Origin of the sequence: Cupriavidus sp. P-10 (assembly GCF_003402535.2) — a bacterium.
Taxonomy (GTDB): Bacteria; Pseudomonadota; Gammaproteobacteria; order Burkholderiales; family Burkholderiaceae; genus Cupriavidus.
The window spans coordinates 1-22568 of sequence record NZ_AP025170.1 but is presented as its reverse complement, the minus strand read 5'-3'; the positions used below and the strand labels follow the sequence as shown (position 1 = coordinate 22568).

14 protein-coding genes and 1 pseudogene are annotated in these 22568 nt (G+C 59.9%); 3 read left to right on the top strand and 12 right to left on the bottom strand.

Annotated elements, in window-relative coordinates; genetic code table 11:
• Positions 1-1574 (top strand): IS3 family transposase gene (locus CTP10_RS00070; protein WP_271815432.1). Its coding sequence is split into 2 segments (ribosomal slippage): positions 1-430 and positions 430-1574, totalling 1575 coding nucleotides; the frame shifts between segments, so codons are not numbered across the junction.
• Positions 1575-1623: 49 nt separating this feature from the next.
• Positions 1624-2391 (top strand): YdcF family protein, encoded by a 768-nt coding sequence (locus tag CTP10_RS00065; RefSeq protein ID WP_233528161.1) that lies wholly within the window; start codon positions 1624-1626, stop codon positions 2389-2391.
• Positions 2392-2496: 105 nt separating this feature from the next.
• On the opposite strand, the gene CTP10_RS00060 is transcribed toward CTP10_RS00065, so the two are convergent.
• From CTP10_RS00060 to CTP10_RS00050, 3 genes are all read right to left on the bottom strand, one after another.
• Positions 2497-2826 carry a DUF1484 family protein gene (locus CTP10_RS00060; protein ID WP_116320122.1) on the bottom strand — a complete coding sequence of 110 codons (330 nt, stop codon included), beginning with the start codon at positions 2824-2826 and terminating at the stop codon, positions 2497-2499.
• A 336-nt stretch (positions 2827-3162) separates the two neighbouring features.
• Positions 3163-3513 carry a hypothetical protein gene (locus CTP10_RS41245; protein WP_233528160.1) on the bottom strand — a complete coding sequence of 117 codons (351 nt, stop codon included), beginning with the start codon at positions 3511-3513 and terminating at the stop codon, positions 3163-3165.
• Between the two features lie 20 nt (positions 3514-3533).
• Positions 3534-3986, bottom strand: coding sequence for a very short patch repair endonuclease (locus CTP10_RS00050; RefSeq protein WP_116320120.1), 453 nt, complete (start codon positions 3984-3986; stop codon positions 3534-3536).
• A gap of 142 nt (positions 3987-4128) precedes the next feature.
• Between CTP10_RS00050 and CTP10_RS00045 the strand changes: the two genes are divergently transcribed.
• Positions 4129-5679, top strand: coding sequence for a DNA cytosine methyltransferase (locus tag CTP10_RS00045; RefSeq protein WP_116320119.1), 1551 nt, complete (start codon positions 4129-4131; stop codon positions 5677-5679).
• A gap of 180 nt (positions 5680-5859) precedes the next feature.
• On the opposite strand, the gene CTP10_RS00040 is transcribed toward CTP10_RS00045, so the two are convergent.
• The 9 genes and pseudogenes from CTP10_RS00040 to dnaA all read right to left on the bottom strand — a co-directional run bounded on the left by CTP10_RS00040 (position 5860) and on the right by dnaA (position 22568).
• On the bottom strand, positions 5860-7629 hold the full coding sequence (locus CTP10_RS00040; RefSeq protein ID WP_116320118.1) for an AIPR family protein: 1770 nt from the start codon (positions 7627-7629) through the stop codon (positions 5860-5862).
• A complete protein-coding gene (locus tag CTP10_RS00035) occupies positions 7630-8634 on the bottom strand; it encodes a PD-(D/E)XK motif protein (RefSeq protein ID WP_116320117.1) in 1005 nt (334 codons plus the stop codon).
• Positions 8618-11485 carry a Z1 domain-containing protein gene (locus CTP10_RS00030; RefSeq protein WP_116320116.1) on the bottom strand — a complete coding sequence of 956 codons (2868 nt, stop codon included), beginning with the start codon at positions 11483-11485 and terminating at the stop codon, positions 8618-8620. The genes CTP10_RS00035 and CTP10_RS00030 overlap by 17 nt, the downstream gene beginning before the upstream one ends.
• 24 nt (positions 11486-11509) lie before the next feature.
• A complete protein-coding gene (locus CTP10_RS00025) occupies positions 11510-12961 on the bottom strand; it encodes an ATP-binding protein (protein ID WP_116320115.1) in 1452 nt (483 codons plus the stop codon).
• Positions 12962-12996: 35 nt separating this feature from the next.
• Positions 12997-15234 carry a sigma-70 family RNA polymerase sigma factor gene (locus CTP10_RS00020; protein ID WP_233528159.1) on the bottom strand — a complete coding sequence of 746 codons (2238 nt, stop codon included), beginning with the start codon at positions 15232-15234 and terminating at the stop codon, positions 12997-12999.
• Positions 15235-15657: 423 nt separating this feature from the next.
• Positions 15658-15903 (bottom strand): annotated as a pseudogene (locus CTP10_RS41240) (ankyrin repeat domain-containing protein); the annotation flags it as partial.
• Between the two features lie 608 nt (positions 15904-16511).
• Positions 16512-19037, bottom strand: a complete 2526-nt coding sequence (gene gyrB, locus CTP10_RS00015; RefSeq protein WP_116320113.1) for a DNA topoisomerase (ATP-hydrolyzing) subunit B — start codon at positions 19035-19037, stop codon at positions 16512-16514.
• 242 nt (positions 19038-19279) lie between these two features.
• Positions 19280-20395: a DNA polymerase III subunit beta gene (gene dnaN / locus CTP10_RS00010; RefSeq protein ID WP_116320112.1), complete on the bottom strand. Its 1116-nt coding sequence runs from the start codon at positions 20393-20395 to the stop codon at positions 19280-19282.
• 379 nt (positions 20396-20774) lie between these two features.
• On the bottom strand, positions 20775-22568 hold the full coding sequence (gene dnaA, locus CTP10_RS00005; protein WP_116320111.1) for a chromosomal replication initiator protein DnaA: 1794 nt from the start codon (positions 22566-22568) through the stop codon (positions 20775-20777).

Sequence of the window (22568 nt, the reverse complement as noted above, 5' to 3'; positions counted from 1 at the left end):
GTGGCTCGTTACGGGAAGGATTTCAAGGACCGGGCGGTAGCGCGGTTGTTACCGCCGGAGAGTGCGGCGGTGGAAGTGGTTGCAAGGGAACTGGGTGTGGCAGTGGCCACGCTGGAGCGCTGGCGTGCGGACGCTATGTCCATGCCCGCTCGCGAGCGGGCATGGACAGCGGCGGCCAGGTTTGAGGCGGTGCTGGCGACGGCTGCGATGGACGAGGCCAGCAAGAACGCCTGGTGCCGTGAGAACGGTGTGTATCCGCAGGAGTTGGAGCAGTGGCGTGCTGCCGCCACGCAGGCGCTGGCGGAGCCCGAGGATGCGCGCGCCACCCCTCGCGAGACGAAGGCCGATCGGCGCCGCATCAAGGAACTCGAACGCGAGCTGCGCCGCAAGGAGAAGGCGCTGGCTGAAGCCGCCGCCCTGCTGATACTCTCAAAAAAGCTAGAGGGCATCTTCCCGAAGGACAAGGACGAGGACGCATGATCGGCCTGGAAGATCGCCACACGATGGTCCGCCATATCGAAACCGCGCATGCAGGCGGCGCTCGCCTGCGCCTGGCGTGCGAGGTAGCTGGCATAACCGTGCGCACTCTGCAACGCTGGAAGGCCCACGATGGCCTGGTGGTCGGCGACCGCCGCCCCGGGGCCGAACGGCCCACGCCCGCGCATGCGCTGAGCATTGAGGAGCGCGAACGCATTCTGGCCGTTGCCAACGAGCCGCGCTTCGCCGACATGCCGCCGGCGCGCATCGTACCGATGCTGGCCGACGAGGGTGTCTACCTGGCCAGCGAATCGAGCTTCGGTCGGGTGCTGCGCGCCCATGGGCAGACCCGGCATCGAGGACGCGCTAAGGCGCCGCGCCAGCGCCGTCCGCCCACCACGCACGTGGCCACGGGGCCGCGCCAACTGTGGTGCTGGGACATGACGTATTTGCCGGCCGAGGTCGCCGGGCGCTGGTTTTATCTGTACCTCATCCTGGACGTGTACAGCCGCAAAATCGTGGGCTTCGAGGTCCACGACCGCGACGACGCCGACCACGCGGCGCATCTGGTCAAACGCACAGCGCTGGCCGAGGGCATTCACGCCATGGCGGCCAAGCCGGTGCTGCACGGTGACAACGGCGCCACGCTCAAGGCCACCACGGTGTTGGCGATGTTGCACTGGCTGGGCGTCAAGCCCTCGTACTCGCGTCCGCGGGTGAGCGACGATAACGCCTTCGTGGAAAGCCTGTTCCGCACGGCCAAGTACCGGCCGGAGTTCCCGTCTACAGGCTTTGCCGATCTGGTCACGGCACGTACGTGGGCGGCCCACTTCGTCCACTGGTACAACCATGAGCACCGGCACAGCGGCATCCGCTACGTGAGCCCGGCACAGCGCCATGCCGGAGAGGACAACAAGATTCTGGCCGCGCGCCACGCGCTCTATGTTCAGGCTCGTGACTGCAACCCGCGTCGCTGGTCACGACACACGCGCGACTGGTCGCCAATCGACACGGTCACGCTCAATCCGGAGCGCGAGATTGCCGTGCCCACCGGTGGTATCAAGCCAGGAGCCGAAAACCAGCGTTTGGCTGCATGAATGAGGCGACATCTACCTTGACGCGCGCCGGAAGAGCAGCAGGCATTGGGTGCGCATTGGGCTGGCGCTGGTTGGTGCTGTGCTGCTTGGGGATGCTGTTGCGCTGATGGGGATGGGGTTGTTCAGCCTTGGCATTACGATGCCGGGGTGTATTGGGATTGCGTTCCTGTTGCTTGCGTTGTGTTGGGATGGCGTGGCGCGGTGGCGGAAGGCTGATCGGCGGCGGGAGTTGTTTTGGCGTGCGGGGTGGGGTGCGTTTGCTGTGTGGCTGGTGACTGTCGGGGTGTTCTTTTATGGCATCCGCAGTGGCATGGGCGTGTCCGTGCCGGCGGGGGCGCCGGTGAAGGCGATTGTCATTCTTGGGTCTGGTACGCCGAACTGTGAGGCGTCGCCGACGTTGATTGCGCGGTTGGATCAGGGGTTGGTGCAGGCGCGGCGGTGGCCGGAGGCCAAGGTTGTTGTGAGTGGTGGGCAGGACTTTGGGCTGCGGTGTGTTGAGGCGGACATCATGGCGGACTACCTCGTTGCGCGTGGGATAGCGCCCGACAAGGTGTTTCGCGAAGGACGCAGTACCAGCACTGAGGAGAATCTGGTGTTCAGTCGGCGGTTGCTGGAGGGGCAGGGCGTTGATGGTGCGAGTGCGATTGTGGTGGTGACCAGCGATTTCCACGTGCGGCGGGCGGTGGGGATTGCACGGAAGGCGGGATCCGTGGAGGCATTCGGCGTGGGAGCCGTGACGCCTTCGTACCTTCGCTTCAATGCGTGGTTGCGCGAGTACTTCGCGGCGATCAGCAGTTGGGTGTTGAGGGAGTACTGAGGCTTCAGCTTGTGGCACCTCGCATTGTCACTACCAGAACTGCGCGAGACCAGTGGGCTCGCGCCGCTTTGCTTTCAGGCCCGCGTTGCGCGGGCCTGTCCCTCGTCAGACGAGCGTCTGCAGGCGGTCGGCGCTCTGGTCGATTTGCCGCTTGAGCGGCGAAAGCAGGGCGTGGAGGCCGATGCTGTCGGGGATATCGCCGGCCTGCAGATCCAGCAAGGTCAGGACGGACTGAAGGCCGGCGCTGACGCGCAGGAGGTCGTCGCTGGCTTCAAGGATGTGGTCCTCGAGGGTGACGGCTTTGCTGGGTTGCGGTGGGATGGCTTTAGCGCGGCGGCGGAACTGGGCGCGGTCGGCTTTAGCCAGGTTCTCGGCTAGTTGGGATTGTTTTTGGACGAGGGTGGGCTCTTGGGGAGCTGGGGTGGTGCTAGGCATTGCGACCTCCGTATATGTGGGATGGAGGCCCGCTGTCCGCTGTCAATCGGGGTGGGCGGGCACGAAGCAGGATTGACAGACCGGCCACATATAAACCGGCGAGCCTTAGGGCTCCCCTGCCAAGGCCCGCCCAGAGGACGTGCGAAGGCGCAAGGACGAGAGGATACCGCTATCTGCTTCGTCCGCTATATATGGGACAGGCTGTCAAACCTGGTCAGCCATTGCTGGTGACGCTGCCAGTTTCCGACGACCATCCGCTGGGAACAATGCAGCGGAATCTCAAAACAGCCGATTCCCAAACGGATCCGACGAATTCCGCGTGCACTACCAGCCGGTCTATGACATGCGCAGCGGCGACATTGTCTGGAAGCGCTGCTGCGCCGGCAGCATCCGGGGTCGGGGCCGTTGGCACCCGGCGCGTCCATCACCACTTGGGTATTGTGTGAAGCCTGCTGGCAGGCACGCCTCTGGATCGACGAGGGTTTCGCGTTTGGCCGGATTGCCGTCAACCGCTCCACGCAGCAATTCCGCCACGAGCAGTTCCTGCATCACCTCACCACTATCCTGAGCGATACCGGCGTACCGCCGGCCAAGCTGCAGCTGGAACTGGGTCAGAGCATGGCCATGACCGGCAATGGCGTGACGGAATCGCAAAATTGGCCCGCAGAATGTCAGCGATCGTTGCATCGTCCGTTTCCGCACGACAGCTATTCAGATGCCGGCCATTCCAGATACTGCTTCAAGCCTCCCGCTATGTGTCCGGGAAGCCATTCGAGGCGACTTTCGGAACTCACCGACTTGAGGCCACACTCCCAGATCACGATTACCTTCCAACCGGCGGCAAGCAGTTCCCCCACTGCAACGCTATCTCTTTCGACGTTGGAGGCGAACTTGCGTTGCCAGAACTCGACATTCGTACCGGGCGTCGTGGCGAGGCGGCATTTGGCGTGGCGATGCCAGAAGCAGCCGTGAACCAATATGACGGTACGAAAGCGCGGGAACACCAGATCTGGAGTGCCCGGAAGCGAGCGATCGTGCAACCGGTATCGGAATCCCGCCTTGTGCAGAAATCGCCGCAGGCGCATTTCCGGTCGGGTGTTCTTCGCCCGGATACCGGACATCATCCGCGAGCGCGTCTCCACTGAAACTACATCGACCATCCAAGGCTCCTCCCAATGTTGCGCATTGGTTGAATTCGCTCCTGCAGGAAGCCCGGTACTGCACGAGCGGTTCGCTGCACTCGACTGGAAGCCGCGTTCCTGGTAATGTCCCGCTCTTGAAAGCTCTTCTGCCCGATTTGTGATGCAACGGCCAATTCCCACCCCCGTCGTCGACTTGTTTGCAGGCCCTGGAGGCCTTGGCGAAGGCTTTTCAGCACTCGATGATGGTAAGGCGTTCCGCACCATCGTTTCCGCGGAGATGGACGAATCTGCGCACCGCACCCTGCGGTTGAGGGCATTCTACCGCCTGCTCAAGCGAGAGGATCCGGTTGCACTCAAGCCATACTATCGATTCTGCAACGGTATAGCGGACACGCCGTGGGACATGGCCACGGCCGCTGCATGGGAGGAGGCTGGCGAGGAAGCACGCCAGATCACGCTGGGTACGCCGGAAGGAAATGCCGAACTCGAACGGGCCATCTCGAAGGCGGGCCTTGGCCCGGACAAGCCTTGGGTACTTATCGGCGGCCCGCCCTGCCAGGCATATTCGCTGGTCGGGCGGTCGCGAAATCGCGGCAAAGCCGACTACAAGCCCGAGGAAGACCATCGGCACTTCCTCTATCGCGAATATCTGAAGATCATCCAGAAATACAAGCCAGCCGTTTTCGTCATGGAGAACGTCAAAGGCATTCTGACCTCGCGGGTGGGTGACCAGCAGATCTTCCATACCATCCTTGAAGACCTTGCATCGCCTGACACGGCATTGGGCAAGCGGGCGCAGCATGAATACACAATCCACTCGCTGGCCTCGCCGGTCGCATTCCATGGGGACATGTCTCCGGACGACATTGACGCACGGGAATTCGTCATCAGGGCGGAGGACTACGGCATTCCGCAGGCACGGCATCGCGTGATCTTGCTAGGGATCCGCAAGGATCTCGGAGCGAACCCCGGCCAGCTTCAAGCAACGGCTCAAAAGTATGTCGAGCACGCGCTCAGCGGATTGCCCAAGCTGCGCAGCGAACTGAGCAGGCGCGACGAACAGGTCGCTCCTTGGAACCGCATTGTGAAGCGGCACCTGACCGAACTGCTAGACGATGCGAAGGGCCGCTATGACCTGTCGCCACTCCGCCGCGAACTCAGACAAGCACTATCCAGCCTTTCCGGCGACCTCGGCACCGGAAACCTACGGCTGGAAAGGACTAGGTCGGAGTTCACGCCGCGGACAGAGCTAGAGCGTTGGTATCACGACAGCAACCTCCGGGTATGGCTGAATTCCGAGGTGCGTGGACACATGAGCAGCGATCTCAGGCGATACGCATATTCGGCGGTCTTCGCGAAGGCGTTTGAACGCTCGCCGAAGGGACACGAAGAATTCTCGCTATTGAGCGGACTTCACCCAGAGCATCGCAACTGGAAGTCCGGCAAGTTTGCTGACCGGTTCAGGGTGCAACAGTACGGTCGACCTTCCACGACGATCACAAGCCATATCGCGAAGGATGGTCACTACTTCATCCACCCGGACCCTGCGCAATGTCGGAGCTTCACCGTTCGCGAGGCGGCACGGATGCAGACGTTCCCCGACAACTATTTCTTTCAGGGCAATCGCACCGAGCAGTTCCATCAGGTCGGCAATGCCGTTCCGCCGCTGCTGGCATACAAGATCGCACAGGTTGTTCTTCAGCTCATCTGAAAGCACTGAATCATGGGGGCGGCAGGAGATGCCGATCGCGTTTACGCGCTTCGGATGCAGTTTTCTTTGCGCTGAATACGCGCCGTCATGCGACGGCGCGCGGCCCGAGGAACGATGTCAGCAACGTTTATGTCTATCTGGCTCGGCAGCACTTCTTTGTGCGTGAACCGGTGTTTAGGTTCATTTGAGCTCCGGAATGGCTTCATCAGGTGCAGAGTAGTTCGCCGCGAATACGGCCTCTTTGCACTCAGGCTTCTTGGCCCATTCCGAAACCATTCGACCATTCGCAGTGCGATGCAGGACTGTGTCTACCTCGCGGGCCCAGCGGGCGATCTGATCCATCAACTGGTTAGAACCGCCTTGCGTTGCCCATATACGTTCGAGATCAATACGTTCGCCTAGCCGGTCCGCAAGCAACGAGAATGTGTAAGCTGCAATGTTCGCCTGAAAAGCGGGGAACATCGAGCGCATCATCTTCTGTGTGTCTCTGAATAATTTCGCTTTAGCAATCATTCGCTTGTAATCCACGACTTCAGGCGGCGGCACCTCAGCGCCTTCGGGCCCGGACAATGTTGCCATGAACTGCTCGAAGTTCTTCTGTGAGCCGCGACTGACAATGTCGGGGTGCCTGTCCCAAGCGGCGAGGTATTTGGCCAAGTCAGTCTTCGTGATGCGCCGTGACACAGGCATGGTTTCCTTGAGGTCTCGCAGCTTTGCAGGGGTCGTTCCCTCGCGAACCAGCATTGTGTTGTAGCTTCCAGCTGCGCGTTCGTAGAACCAGCGGCTGCGGCCATCAGGACAGTAGACAGCCAGCGATAGGCGTTCGACTTGGACGTGGAAAGGCTTGTTGGCGGAAAGGTCGGACTGTTTCACCGCATTTTGGCTGTTCGCGAATCGCGAGATATCCGCGACCAGTGCTTCTTCTTTCGCGGCGTCTTGCGTTTTCATGACTATGATCTTCGCTGGCACGCGCACGCGGGAAAGATCCGTATCGGGGTATTTACGCTTAGCAAAGTAGATCGAGGCGGTCGTCTGACCGCCGTTGACTACCTGGAGACCTCTGAGCCAAGCGATGCCGGCAGCCCCGCCCCCCGTGTCGTCAAGCCTCATTTCGTCGGCTACAACCACTATGCCATTGTTGTACGCCATAAACCGGCTTGGCGCTGTCCTCAGTGTATTCTGGATGCCGGCATTGACGCCTTTTGCCTTGACGCTAAGGAATGAGCGCACGTTAGCCTCGAGCAGCCGCGCACCGAATTTTTCGTAGAGTAGGCGTAGTGCCTCGCCAGGTACGGCCGTCAGCGCATAGTCGTAGTCCTCTCCATTCCCAGGGACAAAGACGCATGGAAGGGGAGCGCCACAAACGTCGCTGAAGTCCACGACCAGCTCATCGCGCGGTTTACCCTCGGACCAGTGACGGTGCAGGCGCGCGATGTCCATGACTTCCAAATGCACAGTCTTTCCGCCAATCTCCCGCGGCTTGAACTGAAGAGTTTTGGCCACTCGATCAGTCAGTACATAGATACGAATCTGCTCAAGCTCATCATATAGGCCGTGGATGATGTCGGCCAGGATGCGCACCTCGTCGGACGGGTCAAGCTTGCTCGCAAGCTTGCCCTCAGCACAAAGTTGGAGGAATCTCAGACATTGCTCCACGGCTGTCTTGGTCTCGGAGTCCGGGACCGTGGCGAGCTCGTCGACCCCCTCATACAGACTTACGAAAAGGTCGAGCTGCTCCTGCTCGTCCGAGACCGAATAGCCGCTCAGGCGGACGTTCGCGTTGCCAACCTTACGGGAGAAATGCGTTGGCTCCGGCTCGTATGTCATCCCGATATCAGCCATATGCTGCATCACAATTTCCGTGAAAGCGCTCTCGGCATAAGGTTGATCACTCTCGGTCTGGGCAAGCACTTCGGCCTGCGTCTCGCGCAGGAAGTCAATAAGTTCCATTTAGATTCCTTTCAGTTCCGAGAGAGCGCAGTGCAAGTCGAGCGTCGCAGCGTCAGCTTTGTCGATGTCGATCTCGTATGAAGCATGTTCAACACCATGGGGTACCGAATACGGTGTTAGTCGAGGAAATCCTTGGTCAACCCGCAGAACTCGAGTCTGAGCGACCTCGAATCGCCGAGTGTAACTGTCGACGTGCTGATCTCGGTAGCCAGACGCAATAAGCCGCTCAGCAAGCAAGCGTTCGGCGACGGAGTCGCCCGCAACGATGTCGCGCAACATCTCCACAGCATCGGGAAGAGATTGACCACTCTGTATCTGACGCAGCCTCACAGCAACCAAGAACAGTGGCTGTCGCTCCGTGTCGTCCAGTTGCTCAAGGCTTCCTACCTTTGCACGAAAGCCCAATGAGGACAGCGTGCTTTTTACCTCAATGCCTCCCGTGCCAAGCTCGAAATCGCGCAGGCCGCGAAGCGGTCCGCGCCATCCTTCACATGCTGTCGAGGCGTCGAGGCCCTCATCCAGCATTGCGCGCAGCAGCAAAAGTTCGCCGAAGAGACCGATTTCGGCTTCCGCACTCAAAGGTTCGCCGCCCCTGCGCATGAATTCCTGCCACGCTCGCACACGTCCCAAGAGTGTCGCCAGCGACTTGGTCTCGTCGGAAGCTGGGCAAGAAGAAAGCGCAGCGGCAACATCGCTCGCCATCGCCGCGAACAAATCCAGACTGGCGGCTGCGCGCCGCGTCAATGCAACCCAGGTGAGGCCATCTTCAAGCGACGCGCGCTCGATGAGGAACCCACCACCTTCGGGCAGCTTGACTGTTGTTGGTAGCGAGGAAGCCGAGAATCGCACTAGGATTGCCTCCGCCCCAGCGGGGAAGCGGAGACCAGCGCGGACCAAGGCAGCTCCGGCAGGCGAGATCACGATGCTGCGCCAGCCCTCGCCTCTATCGCCGGATGTTGCAAGGGAACTCCAGGCAAGCGTGAGTTGATCACTCGGGAGAGTCATACTGCTGCTCCCACAACAAGTGATCGACTTTGTATTCCACTGCCACCTCTTGATTGCTCGATGGGAAGCTGGCCGCAAATCCGATAATCGGCTTGTCCCAGCCGGCAATAGCGTGTTCCCTGTTGGGTGTTGGTGAAAGTGGGTAGAGCAGCAACAATCCTCGATGGGTCGGGCCGGGTCGTTCGGCACTTCGCAGATCACGCAGCGAACGCCCACTCGGGCGGGATGGTATGGGCCGCCCCTTATTCCCTTCGCGTTTCCATGTGCCGATTGTGACCTCTAGGGCTGCCTCCCACCCGTCCGTCGCTACGTCAATTCCCTCATCGGCGGGATCAGTCAGCACACCGATCGAGTACCCTTTGCCATCTCCCTTTGGTGAGCGCATGGGCATGGCCTTAACTTCGAAGCGTTCGGCGAACTTGTAACGCCTGGCATCATTATCGGATCGACCTTCGGCGATAAGCGCCACCGTCCATAATTCCAGCTCGCCTTTTTTGTTCATCTCATCGACGAATTCCGCCATTACTTCCCCGTTGGCGCGCTCGATGCCTGGGGCAGCCGCGTAGGCATGCAGGAACGCCTTGACTCTTTCGGATGAGACATCCCTCCAGAGCCAAGAGCGCTTCCAGTCATCGATCCCATCCGGCCGATCCTGTTTCGGACCGATGACTGCGGGTGCCCCTATGTTTGCGACAAGGTGTTCGGCTGCATCAAGGTTGCCTTGAAGCGATGCAGAGTCCGATGGAAACGCGATGGTTTGCGTGAGCGAACCACTGTACGAAAGCCGCACCGTTTGCGCAGTCCTCATCTTCATTGGCGAGGTGACCAAAAGACTAGGATGCGACGCTACCTTGAGACCATACTTGTCAGGCGTGGAACCCACAGCCACCATTGCGTCAAACTCTTGCCGCAGCTCTTCGGCAGCATCTGCGATCAGTCCGAAGCTGCGAATCAGGTCGCCGGTCGTATACAACCGGCAAAGATCGAGATAGCCTGGTCGATAACCAAACCATCGCCCCATCTGCATGAGCGTGTCATACATTTTCGTGGTGCGAACGAAGTAGCTGGTTGTTAGCCCCTCGAGCGTCAGACCTCGCGCGAGCTTATCGCCGCCGATGGCAATCACCTTGAGGCCGGTGGCCTCTTTTTCGACGTAGTCGAGTGCGTCCTTGGCGGATCCGTTGATCGTCTTGACGACGATGTCGGCGGCTGCGTCTGGTAGCACGGCCGCGATTTCGTCCCACGAGGGCAGATCAGCCGGTCGATCGCCATCGACTAATGCCTCTTGGATTGTTTTATGAGTCGGAACGAAGTCGGATTCCCAGAGGTCCTGAAGGTTAGCCAGAAGCTCCGCAGCATCGACCTTCCGTGCCAAGCGCTGCGACATCCGCTTGACGAATTCGTCAACTTGCCGCCGCACTTGATTTTGCACAAGCGTGAGCCGCGTGACATGGATCAGCATCGAACAGTGCTTAGCTTTTTGTCCGCGGCAAGCGCGTGCGGCACAAGCGAGCAAGAATGAGTGGACGGCCCCGCGCAGGGACGGCGGCAAGGAGTCTTCTCCACCATGTGTCGGGATATGATCCTTTCCATGCTTGGCGGGCATCCAGCCCCCACCCTCCATGTCGGCATGGTCATCGAACGCACGCACTAGCGGAAGTTCCCCGATCCGCTCACCACTGGGGCCAGTTATACCGAAGACGCGGGTGGGCCCAACGTAGTTCGACGGAGCAGCCAAGTTGCAGATGAAAGATCGAGGAAAGAGGTCTTCGCCTTCATCCTTCGTTTTGCCCCGCCGGTGAATGAAGACGTTGGCGAAGGGCGTGGCCGTATATCCTACGTAGGCCGATTTTGCGAAGGTATCCAGGATCTGTCGGATTAGGCTGTTGATAGCCTTCGGTTCATGCTCGGGATCAGGGATGCCGTTTTCATCGAACTCTTGCTCGCCGGTGTCGATGGACGCGTTGTCGGCCTCATCGTCGATTACCAGCAGCGGCAAATTTGTCGAAAATTTCCGGCCCGTCTCTGGATCGGTCGCATTCGCGACGTGATTGCTACGCATCCATTTGAGCAATTTTTGGAGCACCGACTTATTCTTTTTGACGACAAACAGCCAAGGTCGTTGCTCTGGTGAGACCGAAAATTTTTTGGCTGCCGCTCCGTTGAAATCGCCCTTTTCATCGCGTGAGGTGGCGCAGTTGGGGTGAATGTTCGGATCTCGATCTTCATAGAAGACACCGATTGGATTGCCCGGATCGCGGTTCGGAGAAGTCTCGTAACCCAGGAACGCTTCCTCGAGGCGTATTTGCGTTTGCGAGCGAAGGTTGTTATGCATGCCCGCAAGTACAACGATGATCTTGTAGCCAGCATCCGCCGCCTTGCAAATAAGCGCCGAGTAGCTACTGGTCTTGCCGGATTGCACATGACCCACAACCAATCCTCGACGGTCCCAAGGGGCCTCCCTCTTGGGGTCTTCAAGTTGCGCAATGATTCCATCAGTCGAACGGTCAAGCGCCTCCACGACATTTACAGCAAGGGAGCGCTCCAAGTAGCGTTGGAGTCGCTGCCAGTAGCGCCAGTCCTTCTTTATCGAGGGTTGAAACCAGTCCTCGTGTCCAGCGGGGTCAGTCAACGCAGAATCGTTGGGAACCCATTGACTGAATCGTCGGATGAGCTCGGCAACAGCTGCTTCCTCGTCATAGTCACCCGGCGCCGCTCTCATCGTCATAGCGGCTATCCGTACGTTGTCGGCTATCGCACTGGGCGAGCGCATTGTTTCTTCTGGCGCGTCACGCAGCAGGATCTGCGCGATCGAAATTATTTTCGTCTGTATGGATTCAGATACGCTCATCCTCTCCCCCTTTTTTAGACATTTTCAAGATTCGAGACGCAGGCCGGCAACCAAGGCCGGATAATCTTGGAAGGGCTCCGTTACCGCTAGCGTTGTTCGGGCGAGCTCCTCGCTCATGTTCCTTCGAACGACCATGTCCCTGAACAGAACAACCAAGACGTTCTGCACCTCTGCGCTGGGCTCACCTGAAAAGCCGCTGCGCGGCGTGTCTTTCGACTCGGCAGTGTCCAGCCAAATGCGCTGAACGGGCACTGTCTCCTCAATTACCCGGAGCATCACCCGCACAAGCTCCGAACCCTTTTCACAAGTGTCGAATACAGCTACGACTGCAGGATGCTTCTCGTCGATGCGGTATTTCACGCCAGCTTTGGTGTGCTCAGCTCTCCACGCCAGTTCAATTGGTGCCGAACCTATCCGGCCTTGCGGGGCCGCGCGATAGGCAAACACGCGCCGCGCTCTTTCGCGTGTGTCCTCGGCGAGCTTGGTAAGCCAAGGTCGCAACGAAACGGGCGGCCGTGCGGTCGACTTTCGGATATCAATCTTCCAGGTTGCGTCGGCGGTATTCGGTATGTCCAGTTGGATTCGTGCGAGCCGGTAGGCTTCTTCACGGTTCCAACCGCGGCCCTGCCCGAGCCCTAGCCATCCACCGGCAACGAGAAGTCGTTCGTTGCGGTAGACGTAGAACCCCTGCTGTGTGCTCCAGCCTGCGGGGCCGCCGTTGGAATCAAACTCGTCGGCTTTGAGCCGGTCCTTGTGAGGCAGCACGTGGCATTGCAGGGTGATCGGGCCAGAATCCGTCGACTTCCGGGCGACTGGTGACTCCCAAGGCTTCGCCGGATGCCCCGACATGAATGGGTCCCAAGCGATGACAGGACGCCCGTTGATCGCAAGTTGCAACTTTGGATGCAGTCCTCCGATGAGTCGGTGAAATACCATGGCTAGGTGCTGCTGGACCTCGTCGACCAAATCAAGGAAGTGTTCAGGTGAGAATGCCTTGGTCACAATGCGATCCATCGACTCCCACAGCACCAAGCACCCGTGAGAGCGCTCGAGCATCGTTGCGATGAAGGGCTCCGATCCGGGGGCCGGTCCTTCGAGCAGAGCCCACCCAATCTCGGGGTTTCGCGCAAGCTCATCGAGATCCCATCGCAAGCAGGAGTGCGAGCCGCTTTTGGCGCTCACTACGGTCAACCTGCGGCACTGAGAGAAGGACGCTGTCTTGAGCCCCATGCCGAACCGGCCGAGGTCTTCAGGATCGCGTGCGTCAAGCGGGCTCTTGTCCCCCAGCGTCATGGCGCTCTCAAGCTCTGAGTCGTCCATTCCACGGCCGTCATCGAGAATGGCCACGCGACTGGCTGAACCGTCCCACGCGAACTGGACGTCTATGTGAGTGGCTCCCGCCGCAATGCTGTTATCGATGATGTCGGCAACTGCCGCACCCGTGGAGTAGCCCATGCCGCGCAGGGCCTCAAGCATTGCGCCAGCTCGTGGTGGCGCATTTCGTATCGCACTCATTGTCGGTAGCCTATTCCCGGTTGCCATGCGAAGCCCGTCCCGAGCAAGTCTCGGATCAATTTGCGCGCCTTGCGGTCTTGGTGATCGATCTCGCCGAATATGAAGCCTGCATTGGGGCCAGACGGGTCTCGAACAACCCGAACACCAAGCTCATGAGCCATATCGAGCAGTCGTTGCATCGAAGCGGATATCGGGGCGGCAGTTTCCTCAGGAGGCGGCACCGGCATCGCGTTGGTATCAATGTCGCTCGCGAGATCGGGTGTGGACGTGGACTCGCCCGAACGGGTTTTTGCGGAACGCGTGGGAGGGACGTCGCTCCCCGTCCGCGCTTCTTCATCAGATTTCGTCTTACATTGCGTAGGGACCTTTCCCAGCGCCCTTGTCAAAGCGTCGCGGTAAGACGAAGACGAGAGTTTGCGCATCGCTGCCGATTCAATCTGGCGAACGCGTTCGCGAGTTACGCCGAGAATTCCTCCAATTTGATCCAAAGTAAGCGCCTCAGGGACACCTATGCCGAACCGCAATCGAAGGACTTCTGCATCCTTTCCTTTCAGCTTTGCAAGCATTTCGTCGACCAACCGCGCCTCATCGTGCGCGACCATGCGAGCGAACGGCTCGTCAGTCTCTTCGGACTCGAAACAGCCTTCCTGCTGTGCCTCATCAATCGAGAGAGGCTCCGAAAGCGCGCGGGCGGCCAGCTCGAACTTATCGGGCGTCATGCTGCAAATCGCTGCCTGCTCGGCCAATGAGGCGGGTTTGCCGCGCATGCGCTCGAGCGACTCGATTTCCCAGCGGCCACGAGAAACCTTCTCGTGGATATGAACAGGTAAACGAATCTCAAGCGCCGTATCGAAGATCCCACGCCCGACCTGCTGCTTGATCCACCAAGTCGCCATGGTCGAGAATCGAAAACCACGACGCCAATCGAAGCGGTCCACTGCTTTTAGCAGGCCAAGGTTGCCTTCTTGGATCAGATCTTCGAGCGATAACCCCGAATGCATGCGACGCCTGGCGACGTCCATGACCAAGCGCAGGTTGGCCTGTGTCATGTAGTCACGATAGCGGATTAGCTCGGCGATGGCGCTTCTATAGGCCAAGGCAGAAGGATGACTGTCACCCTTCGCCACTTCTTCCAAGCTTATGAGGAACGGCCGCCTGAAGTGCAGCCGGCCTAGCTCATGTCGCAGGGGCGTCGATGCTCCGTCCATTGACTCGGCAGCCAGCGCTTGGATGCCGGCTAAGACTTCGATAGGGTCGTCCACAACGTTGGGCGATTCTTCTTTGCCCATAAATTCGCCCTGAGGAGCATTATCTTCCGGGTAAATCTCGAGGTCTGGCTTCGCGTTGGCGCTCTCATCGGTATCAGCATTTTGCTCCCCATCGTCAGCGTCGCCGTCGCGCAAAACCACGAAGGTTGATAGGTGCGAGGTACCAGCGGCCTTGCCAATTTTGTCAAGAAGGTAGTTTAAACCCCGGGGCCACGTCGCCAACGCATCGAGTGCGTGCGAGGCTGCGTCTTCCATCTTTCGCGCAACATCGATTTCCTGCGCCGCTGACAGAAGCGAGGGCTTAACCGCAGCGCGATGGTAGATCCGAAGCGGATCGTTCCTGTCAGAGAGCAGCTCCTCGAAATGCTGGATAGCCTCGTCGACCTCCGCTTCTTCATTGTCGGTTTCTACGGGATCGACGATCACCATGAAGTTTTCACTTGGGATCGCAGATGGGAATTCAAGGCGTTCATCGACCTCGGCACCCATATCGCCAAGGACGAATCCCAGAGCTGCCTCCGCGGGAAGATCGCGCTCTTCGCCATCTCCTCGACGGGACATTACGTCCTCAATCGCCACTAGTGGAACGCTGCCTTCCCGCAGTGCTCGCAGCAGCAATTCTCGCAACGACTCCCGGAAAGGCTGATTGCTCACCCGCAGAATTGACTTGGCCGAATCCGGCAAGAAGGCCTCCAAGTCATCCCAAGCTGCGCTGTGGTCGATCGGCGTATGGTTGTCGATTCGACGCTGTCGTTCTGCCTCGGTTATGAGCACAACGGGATTGTCACGAGGCGGTTCCGAGAGTTCTACGGCTTCCCAATCTCCGAACGTCAGTTCAGTTAGCTGGCCTTCGCGGTCCGGGGCATTCGGTGTATCGCTCCGCTCGTCTTGGAGCTCGCAGTTGTTGGTTTGAGCGCCGCTCCTCTGCGAAAGGAATGGCGACGGCTCAGTGCTGGGCTGCCGCACATCGATTCCGCACAAATCTCCGCCCCCTGCCGCGACTGGTGCTGCGGTCAGTAGCTCTACCTCATCTAGTCCGCTTGCGTTCGACGGACGATCGAGAGGGGTAGCTTCTCCGGCCAGTGGAGCTGTTCCAATCGTAGCGGGAACCGGAGGTGCTAATGCATCTGCTCCGATACGGCGCAGCGGTGCATGGTCTTCTGCGAGACTCACAGGGGTTGCGCTTCCAGCGATGATAGTGCCGGTAGCTGCCTTGCTGGAGACCTCGTGTTGAGAGCCCTCATGCGCCGAATCGATTGTCAGAGATGCAACCACCGGGTATGCTTTTCGATCACTGCTGGCGTTCGGGCGTTCAGGCGCAGATGCCTGAAGTTCTCCGGTAGCATCCGTGGGGCCCGATGAGCGTGCCTGGATGGTCCCGTGACTGGCCAAGTACTCCGCTATCGTCTCAGCGGCGGCGGCGGCGCCACGTTCTCGAGCGATTGTTAGTGCGTCCCGGCCAGAAAAGTCGACAGCGAACACATTCGCGCCCGCCTTAATGAGCAATCGGCAAACTCCCGCCCGATTGCGTGACGCAGCGAGCATGAGGGGAGTAAGGCCTTTCTCGTCTCGGCACTCCAAGTCGTCGCCCCGAGAAATGTGCAGTTTCACCGCTGTCTCAATACCTGCAGACACAGCAATTCGAAACAGCTTTCCAATGGGCCGCACAATGCTTGGCGTGGATTCGGTCACAGTCAACCCCACTTTTTCATGACGTGTGTGGGCAGTCGGAATGATTTTCCACGCACACACTCCTACCCTGGCTACACGTCGCTCTCTGGCGATTTAATTTCTCGCTAACCATGAGGGTTCATTTTTGGACGATACGCTTGATTTTACAGGTGCTAAAGCCACCAATGATGTCCAAGTTCATGATTTTCGATCATGTTCAATTTCAGCGTCAATCCAATGCGACCGTGAGACAGTTACGATTGTCGCTGTGAAAACAGGAAGCTGTAACGCTTCAGCGTCGCGATGTCTATTATGTCTATCCACTGGTCTGGTTCAAATGCATGCAGGTATCCAGGTTCCCGCATACAACGACCAGAAGAATTGCTGAAGACGGATGACTGGCCATGGTTGGCGAGCAGCAAAAAAGCCGCGAACCCTTGCGGGAAGGCGGCTTTTCTTGACGCTCATAGCAAACCAGAGTGGCTCAAGCCCTCAATCTGCCGAGAAGCTTCGTTTCAGATCGATTCAGTGATTTGTGTATTGCATCGACTATCCTAGGATCCCACAGGATCTCAAACATCGATATTCCGTGCAACCAACGCATTGGATTCGATGAAATTCCGTCGCGGCTCCACCTCATCACCCATAAGGGTGGTAAAGATCTGATCAGCCGCAATAGCATCCTCAATCTGGACCTTCAGCAGGCGTCGCTGGGTTACGTCAAGCGTCGTCTCAAACAGCTGCTCAGGGTTCATCTCCCCCAGACCCTTATACCGCTGGCGCGAAACCCCACGCTCGGCCTCAGCCAACAGCCACTGCATAGCACCGTGGAAGTCGTTGACAGTCTGATCCCGCAGCTTATCGCCCTCACCCCGTTGCACCTTAGTCCCTTCGGGCGTCAGCCCCTGGAAAGTCTTAGCCGCATTGGAGAGGGCGGCGTAGTCAGCACCATGAACAAAATCCGCGTCCAGATGCGACAACCGCACATTGCCATGATGACGACGCGCAATCATCAGCCGATGCTTGTCCGTCTTCTCATCAAACTGCGCATACACATCAGCCGTACCGTCATCATTCACGGCCGCGCCGAGCAGCGTCTTCGCATGCATCTCAGCCAGCTTGGCCTTCAGCGCCACGGCCGAGGCTTCCGCCGCAGCAGCACTGTCCAGATCCAACGCCACGCCGTCCGCAATGGCTCGCAGGGCATCCGTATCCACAATACGTGACAGGCGGCCAATCACGCCTTCGGTCAGCTGATACTGCCGCGCCAGCTCAGTCAGCGCATCACCACTGATCTCGCTACCATCCGGCCGAACCAGCGACGCCTTCTCCATCGCCAACTTCAACAGATAAGCATTGAGCTCGACATCATCCTTGATATACCGCTCTTCCTTCCCATGCTTGATCTTGTACAGCGGCGGCTGCGCGATATACACATAACCGCGCTCGATAATGTCAGGCATCTGCCTGTAGAAGAACGTCAGCAGCAGCGTGCGGATGTGCGAGCCGTCCACGTCCGCGTCAGTCATGATGATGATGCGGTGGTAGCGCAGCTTTTCCAGGTTGTAGTCGTCCTTGCCGATGCCGGTGCCCAGCGCGGTGATCAGCGTCAGCACTTCCTGGCTGGACAGCATCTTGTCGAAGCGGGCGCGCTCTACGTTCAGGATCTTGCCCTTGAGCGGCAGGATGGCCTGGAACTTACGGTCGCGGCCCTGCTTGGCGGAGCCGCCTGCGGAGTCGCCCTCCACCAGGAAGAGTTCGGACTGGGCGGGGTCTTTTTCCTGGCAGTCGGCCAGCTTGCCGGGCAGGCCCATGCCGTCCATCACGCCCTTGCGGCGGGTCATTTCGCGGGCCTTGCGGGCGGCTTCGCGGGCGCGGGCGGCGTCTACGATCTTGCCGCAGATGGTCTTGGCGTCGATGGGCGTTTCCAGCAGGAAGTCGGTCAGGGCCTTGCTGACGAGTTCTTCCACGGGCAGTCGCACTTCTGACGAGACCAGCTTGTCCTTGGTCTGCGAGCTGAACTTGGGCTCGGGCACCTTCACGGACAGCACGCAGGCCAGGCCTTCGCGCATGTCGTCGCCGGTGGTTTCCACCTTGGCTTTCTTGGCGACTTCGTTTTCTTCGATGTACTTGTTGATGACGCGCGTCATCGCGGCGCGCAGGCCGGTCAGGTGGGTGCCGCCATCCCGCTGCGGGATGTTGTTGGTGAAACAGAGCACCTGCTCGTTGTAGCCGTCGTTCCACTGCATGGCCACTTCCACGCCGATGCCGTCTTTTTCGGTGTTGGCGTAGAAGATGTTGGGGTGCAGGACGGTCTTGGCGCGGTTGATGTACTCGACAAAACCCTTCACGCCACCGGAGAAGGCAAAGTCTTCTTCCTTGCCGGTGCGCTGGTCGACCAGCTTGATATGGACGCCGTTGTTCAGGAACGAGAGTTCGCGGATACGCTTGGAGAGGATCTCGTAGTGGAACTCGACGTTGGTGAAGATTTCTTCGTCGGCCAAGAAGTGGACTTCGGTGCCGCGCTTGTCGGTGGCACCGATGACCTTCATCGGGGAGACTTCAACGGGCTGGCCGTCGGGGCCGGGCACGGTCTCGATGATGCGGTTCTGCACATCGCCCTTGGCGAATTCGATCAGGTGGACCTGGCCGTCGCGGCGCACGGTCAGGCGCAGCCACTTGGAAAGTGCGTTCACGCAGGACACGCCCACGCCGTGCAGGCCGCCCGATACCTTGTAGCTGTTCTGGTTGAACTTGCCGCCGGCGTGCAGCTCGGTCATGGCGATTTCCGCCGCGCTGCGCTTGGGCTCGTGCTTGTCGTCGAACTTGACCAGGGGCGGGATGCCGCGGCCGTTGTCGACGATGGAGATCGAGTTGTCGCTGTGGATGGTGACCTGGATCTCGGTGCAGTACCCGGCCAGCGCTTCGTCGATGGAGTTGTCCAGCACCTCGAAGACGAGGTGGTGCAGGCCGGTGCCGTCGGAGGTGTCGCCGATATACATGCCCGGGCGCTTGCGTACCGCCTCCAGGCCTTCCAGGATCTGGATCGAGGAGGCTCCGTAGGTGTTTTCCTGTTGCGGTTTCTGCTGTTCGGTCATGTCTTTCCTACTTGCGGCGAATACGGATCTCGGGCCGGGCCGGCATGCTCTGGATGCTGGCAGCGGGGCGCGAAGGGTCCGCATGGCGGGTTACTAAAAACGGCAAAAGGGGCGGATCGTCATGTCGATCCTGCCCCCGCTGCGGGATGCCTATCCCCAGGACTTCCCGGCCGGGCCGGGTGTCAATGCGTGCCGTTTGCTGCTCCGGTAGCTCGTCTTCTGCGTGTCCTGTTACCGGATCATCAGATGCGCATCGGCATGACGACGTACTTGAAGTTGTCGTCTTCCGGCACGGTGATCAGCGCGCTCGAATTCGAGTCGCCGAGGCTGACCTGCACCTGCTCGCTCTTCAGGTTGGCGAGTACGTCGAGCAGGTAGGTCACGTTGAAGCCGATATCGAGCGCGTCGCCCGAGTAATCGAGTTCCAGCTCTTCTTGCGCCTCTTCCTGGTCGGCGTTGGTGGAGCTGATCTTGAGGACGTGCGTGTCGAGGATGCAGCGCACGCCCTTGAACTTGTCGGTGGTCAGGATCGCGGTGCGTTGCAGCGCCTGCTGCAGCCGCACGCGGTCGATCGCGAAGGCGTTCTTGTAGCCCTTGGGGATCACGCGCTGGAAGTCGGGGAACTTGCCTTCGACCAGCTTGGAGATCAGTTCGATATTGGCGAACGTGAACTTGACCTGGTTGGCGGCCAGTTGCACCGTCACGGGATCGTCGTTGTCTTCCAGCAGGCGCTGCAGTTCCAGGATGGTCTTGCGCGGAATGATGACTTCCTGGCGCGCGCCCACACCGGCGGCTTCGTTCTCAAGCTCGACGCCGCAGTAGGCCAGGCGGTGGCCGTCGGTGGCGACTGCCATGACCTTCTTGCCTTCCACCACCAGCAGCATGCCGTTCAGGTAGTAGCGGATGTCCTGCTGCGCCATGGCGAAGTGGACCATCGCCAGCAGGTGCTTGAAGGTCTTCTGCGGCAGCGTGACGCTGGCGTTGAATTCGCTGGCTTCGGCAACGGTCGGGAATTCTTCAGCGGCAAGCGTCTGCAGTGCGAAGCGGCTCTTGCCGGATTGCACGGTCATGCGCTTGTCGTTGAGCGACAGGGCCACGTCGCCGTCAGGCATGGCACGCAGGATGTCGAGCAGCTTGCGCGCGGCCACGGTGGTGGCGACGCTGTCGTTGCCGACGCCGCATTCTGCATGCGTGGTGATCTGGATTTCGATGTCGGTCGACAGGAAGGACACGTTCGACCCGGACTTGCGAATCAGCAGGTTGGCCAGGATCGGGAGGGTGTGGCGGCGCTCCACGATGCCGCTCACGATTTGCAGCGGACGCAGCAGGTTGTCTCGCGAGGTTTTGACCAATTGCATTGAATTTATCCTTCGTCGTTTGTAGTCGGCGACCGCAGAACGCAAACAACTCCAAATTCACTTAGGAATCAAGGAGTTAATGTGCCATTGTACCAAGGATAAGCCGCTGCGGTGAAGCGGGGCGGGACCGGCGGGCGGGCCAGCTGTGCACAAAAAGCCACGCTGGTGCCTTGGTGCGCTGTTCCGCACTTGCCATCCCGTCCCGACTCACCGCAAAGCCTTATCGGTGGCCATTTTCCGGACTTTTGCTCCGGCGACGCTGACGTTAATTCCCAGGCGCCACGGGTTTCCCGTGACGCGCACCCTACAGTATGCCAGCCCGGGGGGCCGGCCCTTCAAAACTGGCTTCTAATCAGGACTGAACCTGTCAGTCCTTCCGTCAGCCCTTGAGCGTCTGTTCCAGCACGTGCAGCTCGTGGTTGAGCTGCGCATCCTTGCTGCGTTCGTCGGCGATCTTGCGCACGGCGTGCAGCACGGTGGTGTGGTCGCGGCCGCCGAAGAGTTCGCCGATCTCGGGCAGGCTCTTCTGCGTGAGCTCCTTGGCCAGGTACATCGCGATCTGGCGCGGACGGGCAATATTGGCAGGCCGCTTTTTCGAGTACATGTCAGCGACCTTGATGTTGTAGAAATCCGCGCAGGTCTTCTGGATGTTCTCCACCGAGATCTGGCGGTTCTGCACCGTCAGCAGGTCCTTCAGCGCTTCACGCGTCACCTCGATGGTGATGTCCTTGCCATGGAAGTTGCTGAACGCCAGGATCTTGCGCAGCGCGCCTTCCAGCTCGCGCACGTTGGAGCGCAGGTGCTTGGCAACGAAGAAGGCAACTTCTTCCGGAACGTTCACGTTCTCGGCGGCGGCCTTCTTCATCAGGATCGCTACGCGCATTTCCAGCTCGGGCGGCTCGATCGCCACGGTCAGGCCGGAGTCGAAGCGCGAGATCAGGCGGTCGTCGATGCCGGTGATTTCCTTGGGGTAGGTATCGCTGGTGATGATCACCTGCGCCCGGTTGGCGATCAGGGCCTCGAAGGCGTAGAAGAACTCTTCCTGCGTGCGGTTCTTGCCGGAGAAGAACTGAATATCGTCGATCAGCAGCAGGTCAAGCGAGTGGTAATAGCGCTTGAACTCGTCGAACGCCTTGCGTTGGTACGCCTTCACCACGTCGGACACGTACTGCTCGGCATGGATGTACCGGATTCGCGCGCGCGGGTTCTCCAGCAGCATGTTGTTGCCGATGGCGTGGATCAGGTGGGTCTTGCCCAGGCCCACACCGCCGTACAGGTACAGCGGGTTGTAGGACTTGCCGGGGTTGTGCGCAACCTGGATGGCTGCGGCACGGGCCAGCTGGTTGGCTTTACCGGTGACGAAGTTGTCGAACGTCAGGATCGGGTTCAGGCGCGAGCGCTCATGGACCGTGTCATTGGGCTGGTGGCCCGGCATGGCCCCGCCCATCGGTTGCTGCGACTGCTGCGCGCGGTAGGAGCGGGCGCTGGCTTCGGCGGGGTCCATGTGGACCACGTCGATATCGCCCATGTCATTGCCGTGCTGGCCAGGGTGGTTGCCAAGCGGGTTGCCATGGCCGCCGTGCTGGCCGGGATGCTGGCCGCCCTGGCCCATGCCGGACATCTGCGCGCGGGCGCCGGCCGGGACCGGCGCGGCGGATGGGTTTCCAGAATGACCAGAATGACCCGAATGACCATAAGGGGGCTGGCCCATGCCGTAGCCGGCAGCGGGCGGATAGTCGCCATAGCCGGGCTGGCCGGCCATGGGGTAGGGCGCCTGCGCGGCCATCTGCTGGCCGCCCGGATAGCCGCCCATGCCCGTACCCGGGGCTGCGTGACCGTCCACGCCCATGGCGCCGCCCGGCTGGTGCGCGCCCGGCCCGATGGCCGGCTGCGGCGCCTGCATATAGGCGGCGGCACGGCCGGAGGCCGCGGGATCGAGCACGAACTGGACGCTGACCTGCGCTTCCCAGTACTCGCAGGCCAGTGCGGTGATGCGCCCGGAGAACTGGCTCTTGACCCAGTCCAGCTTGAAACGGTTGGGCGCAGCAATCCGGAGCGCATGCGTTTCTTCATCGAACGCAACGGGCACCAGCGGCTTGATCCACGTTTTGAACTGTTGCGGCGTCAGTTCGCGCTCGAGTTGCGCGGCTGCCGCCTGCCAGAAATCTTGCAT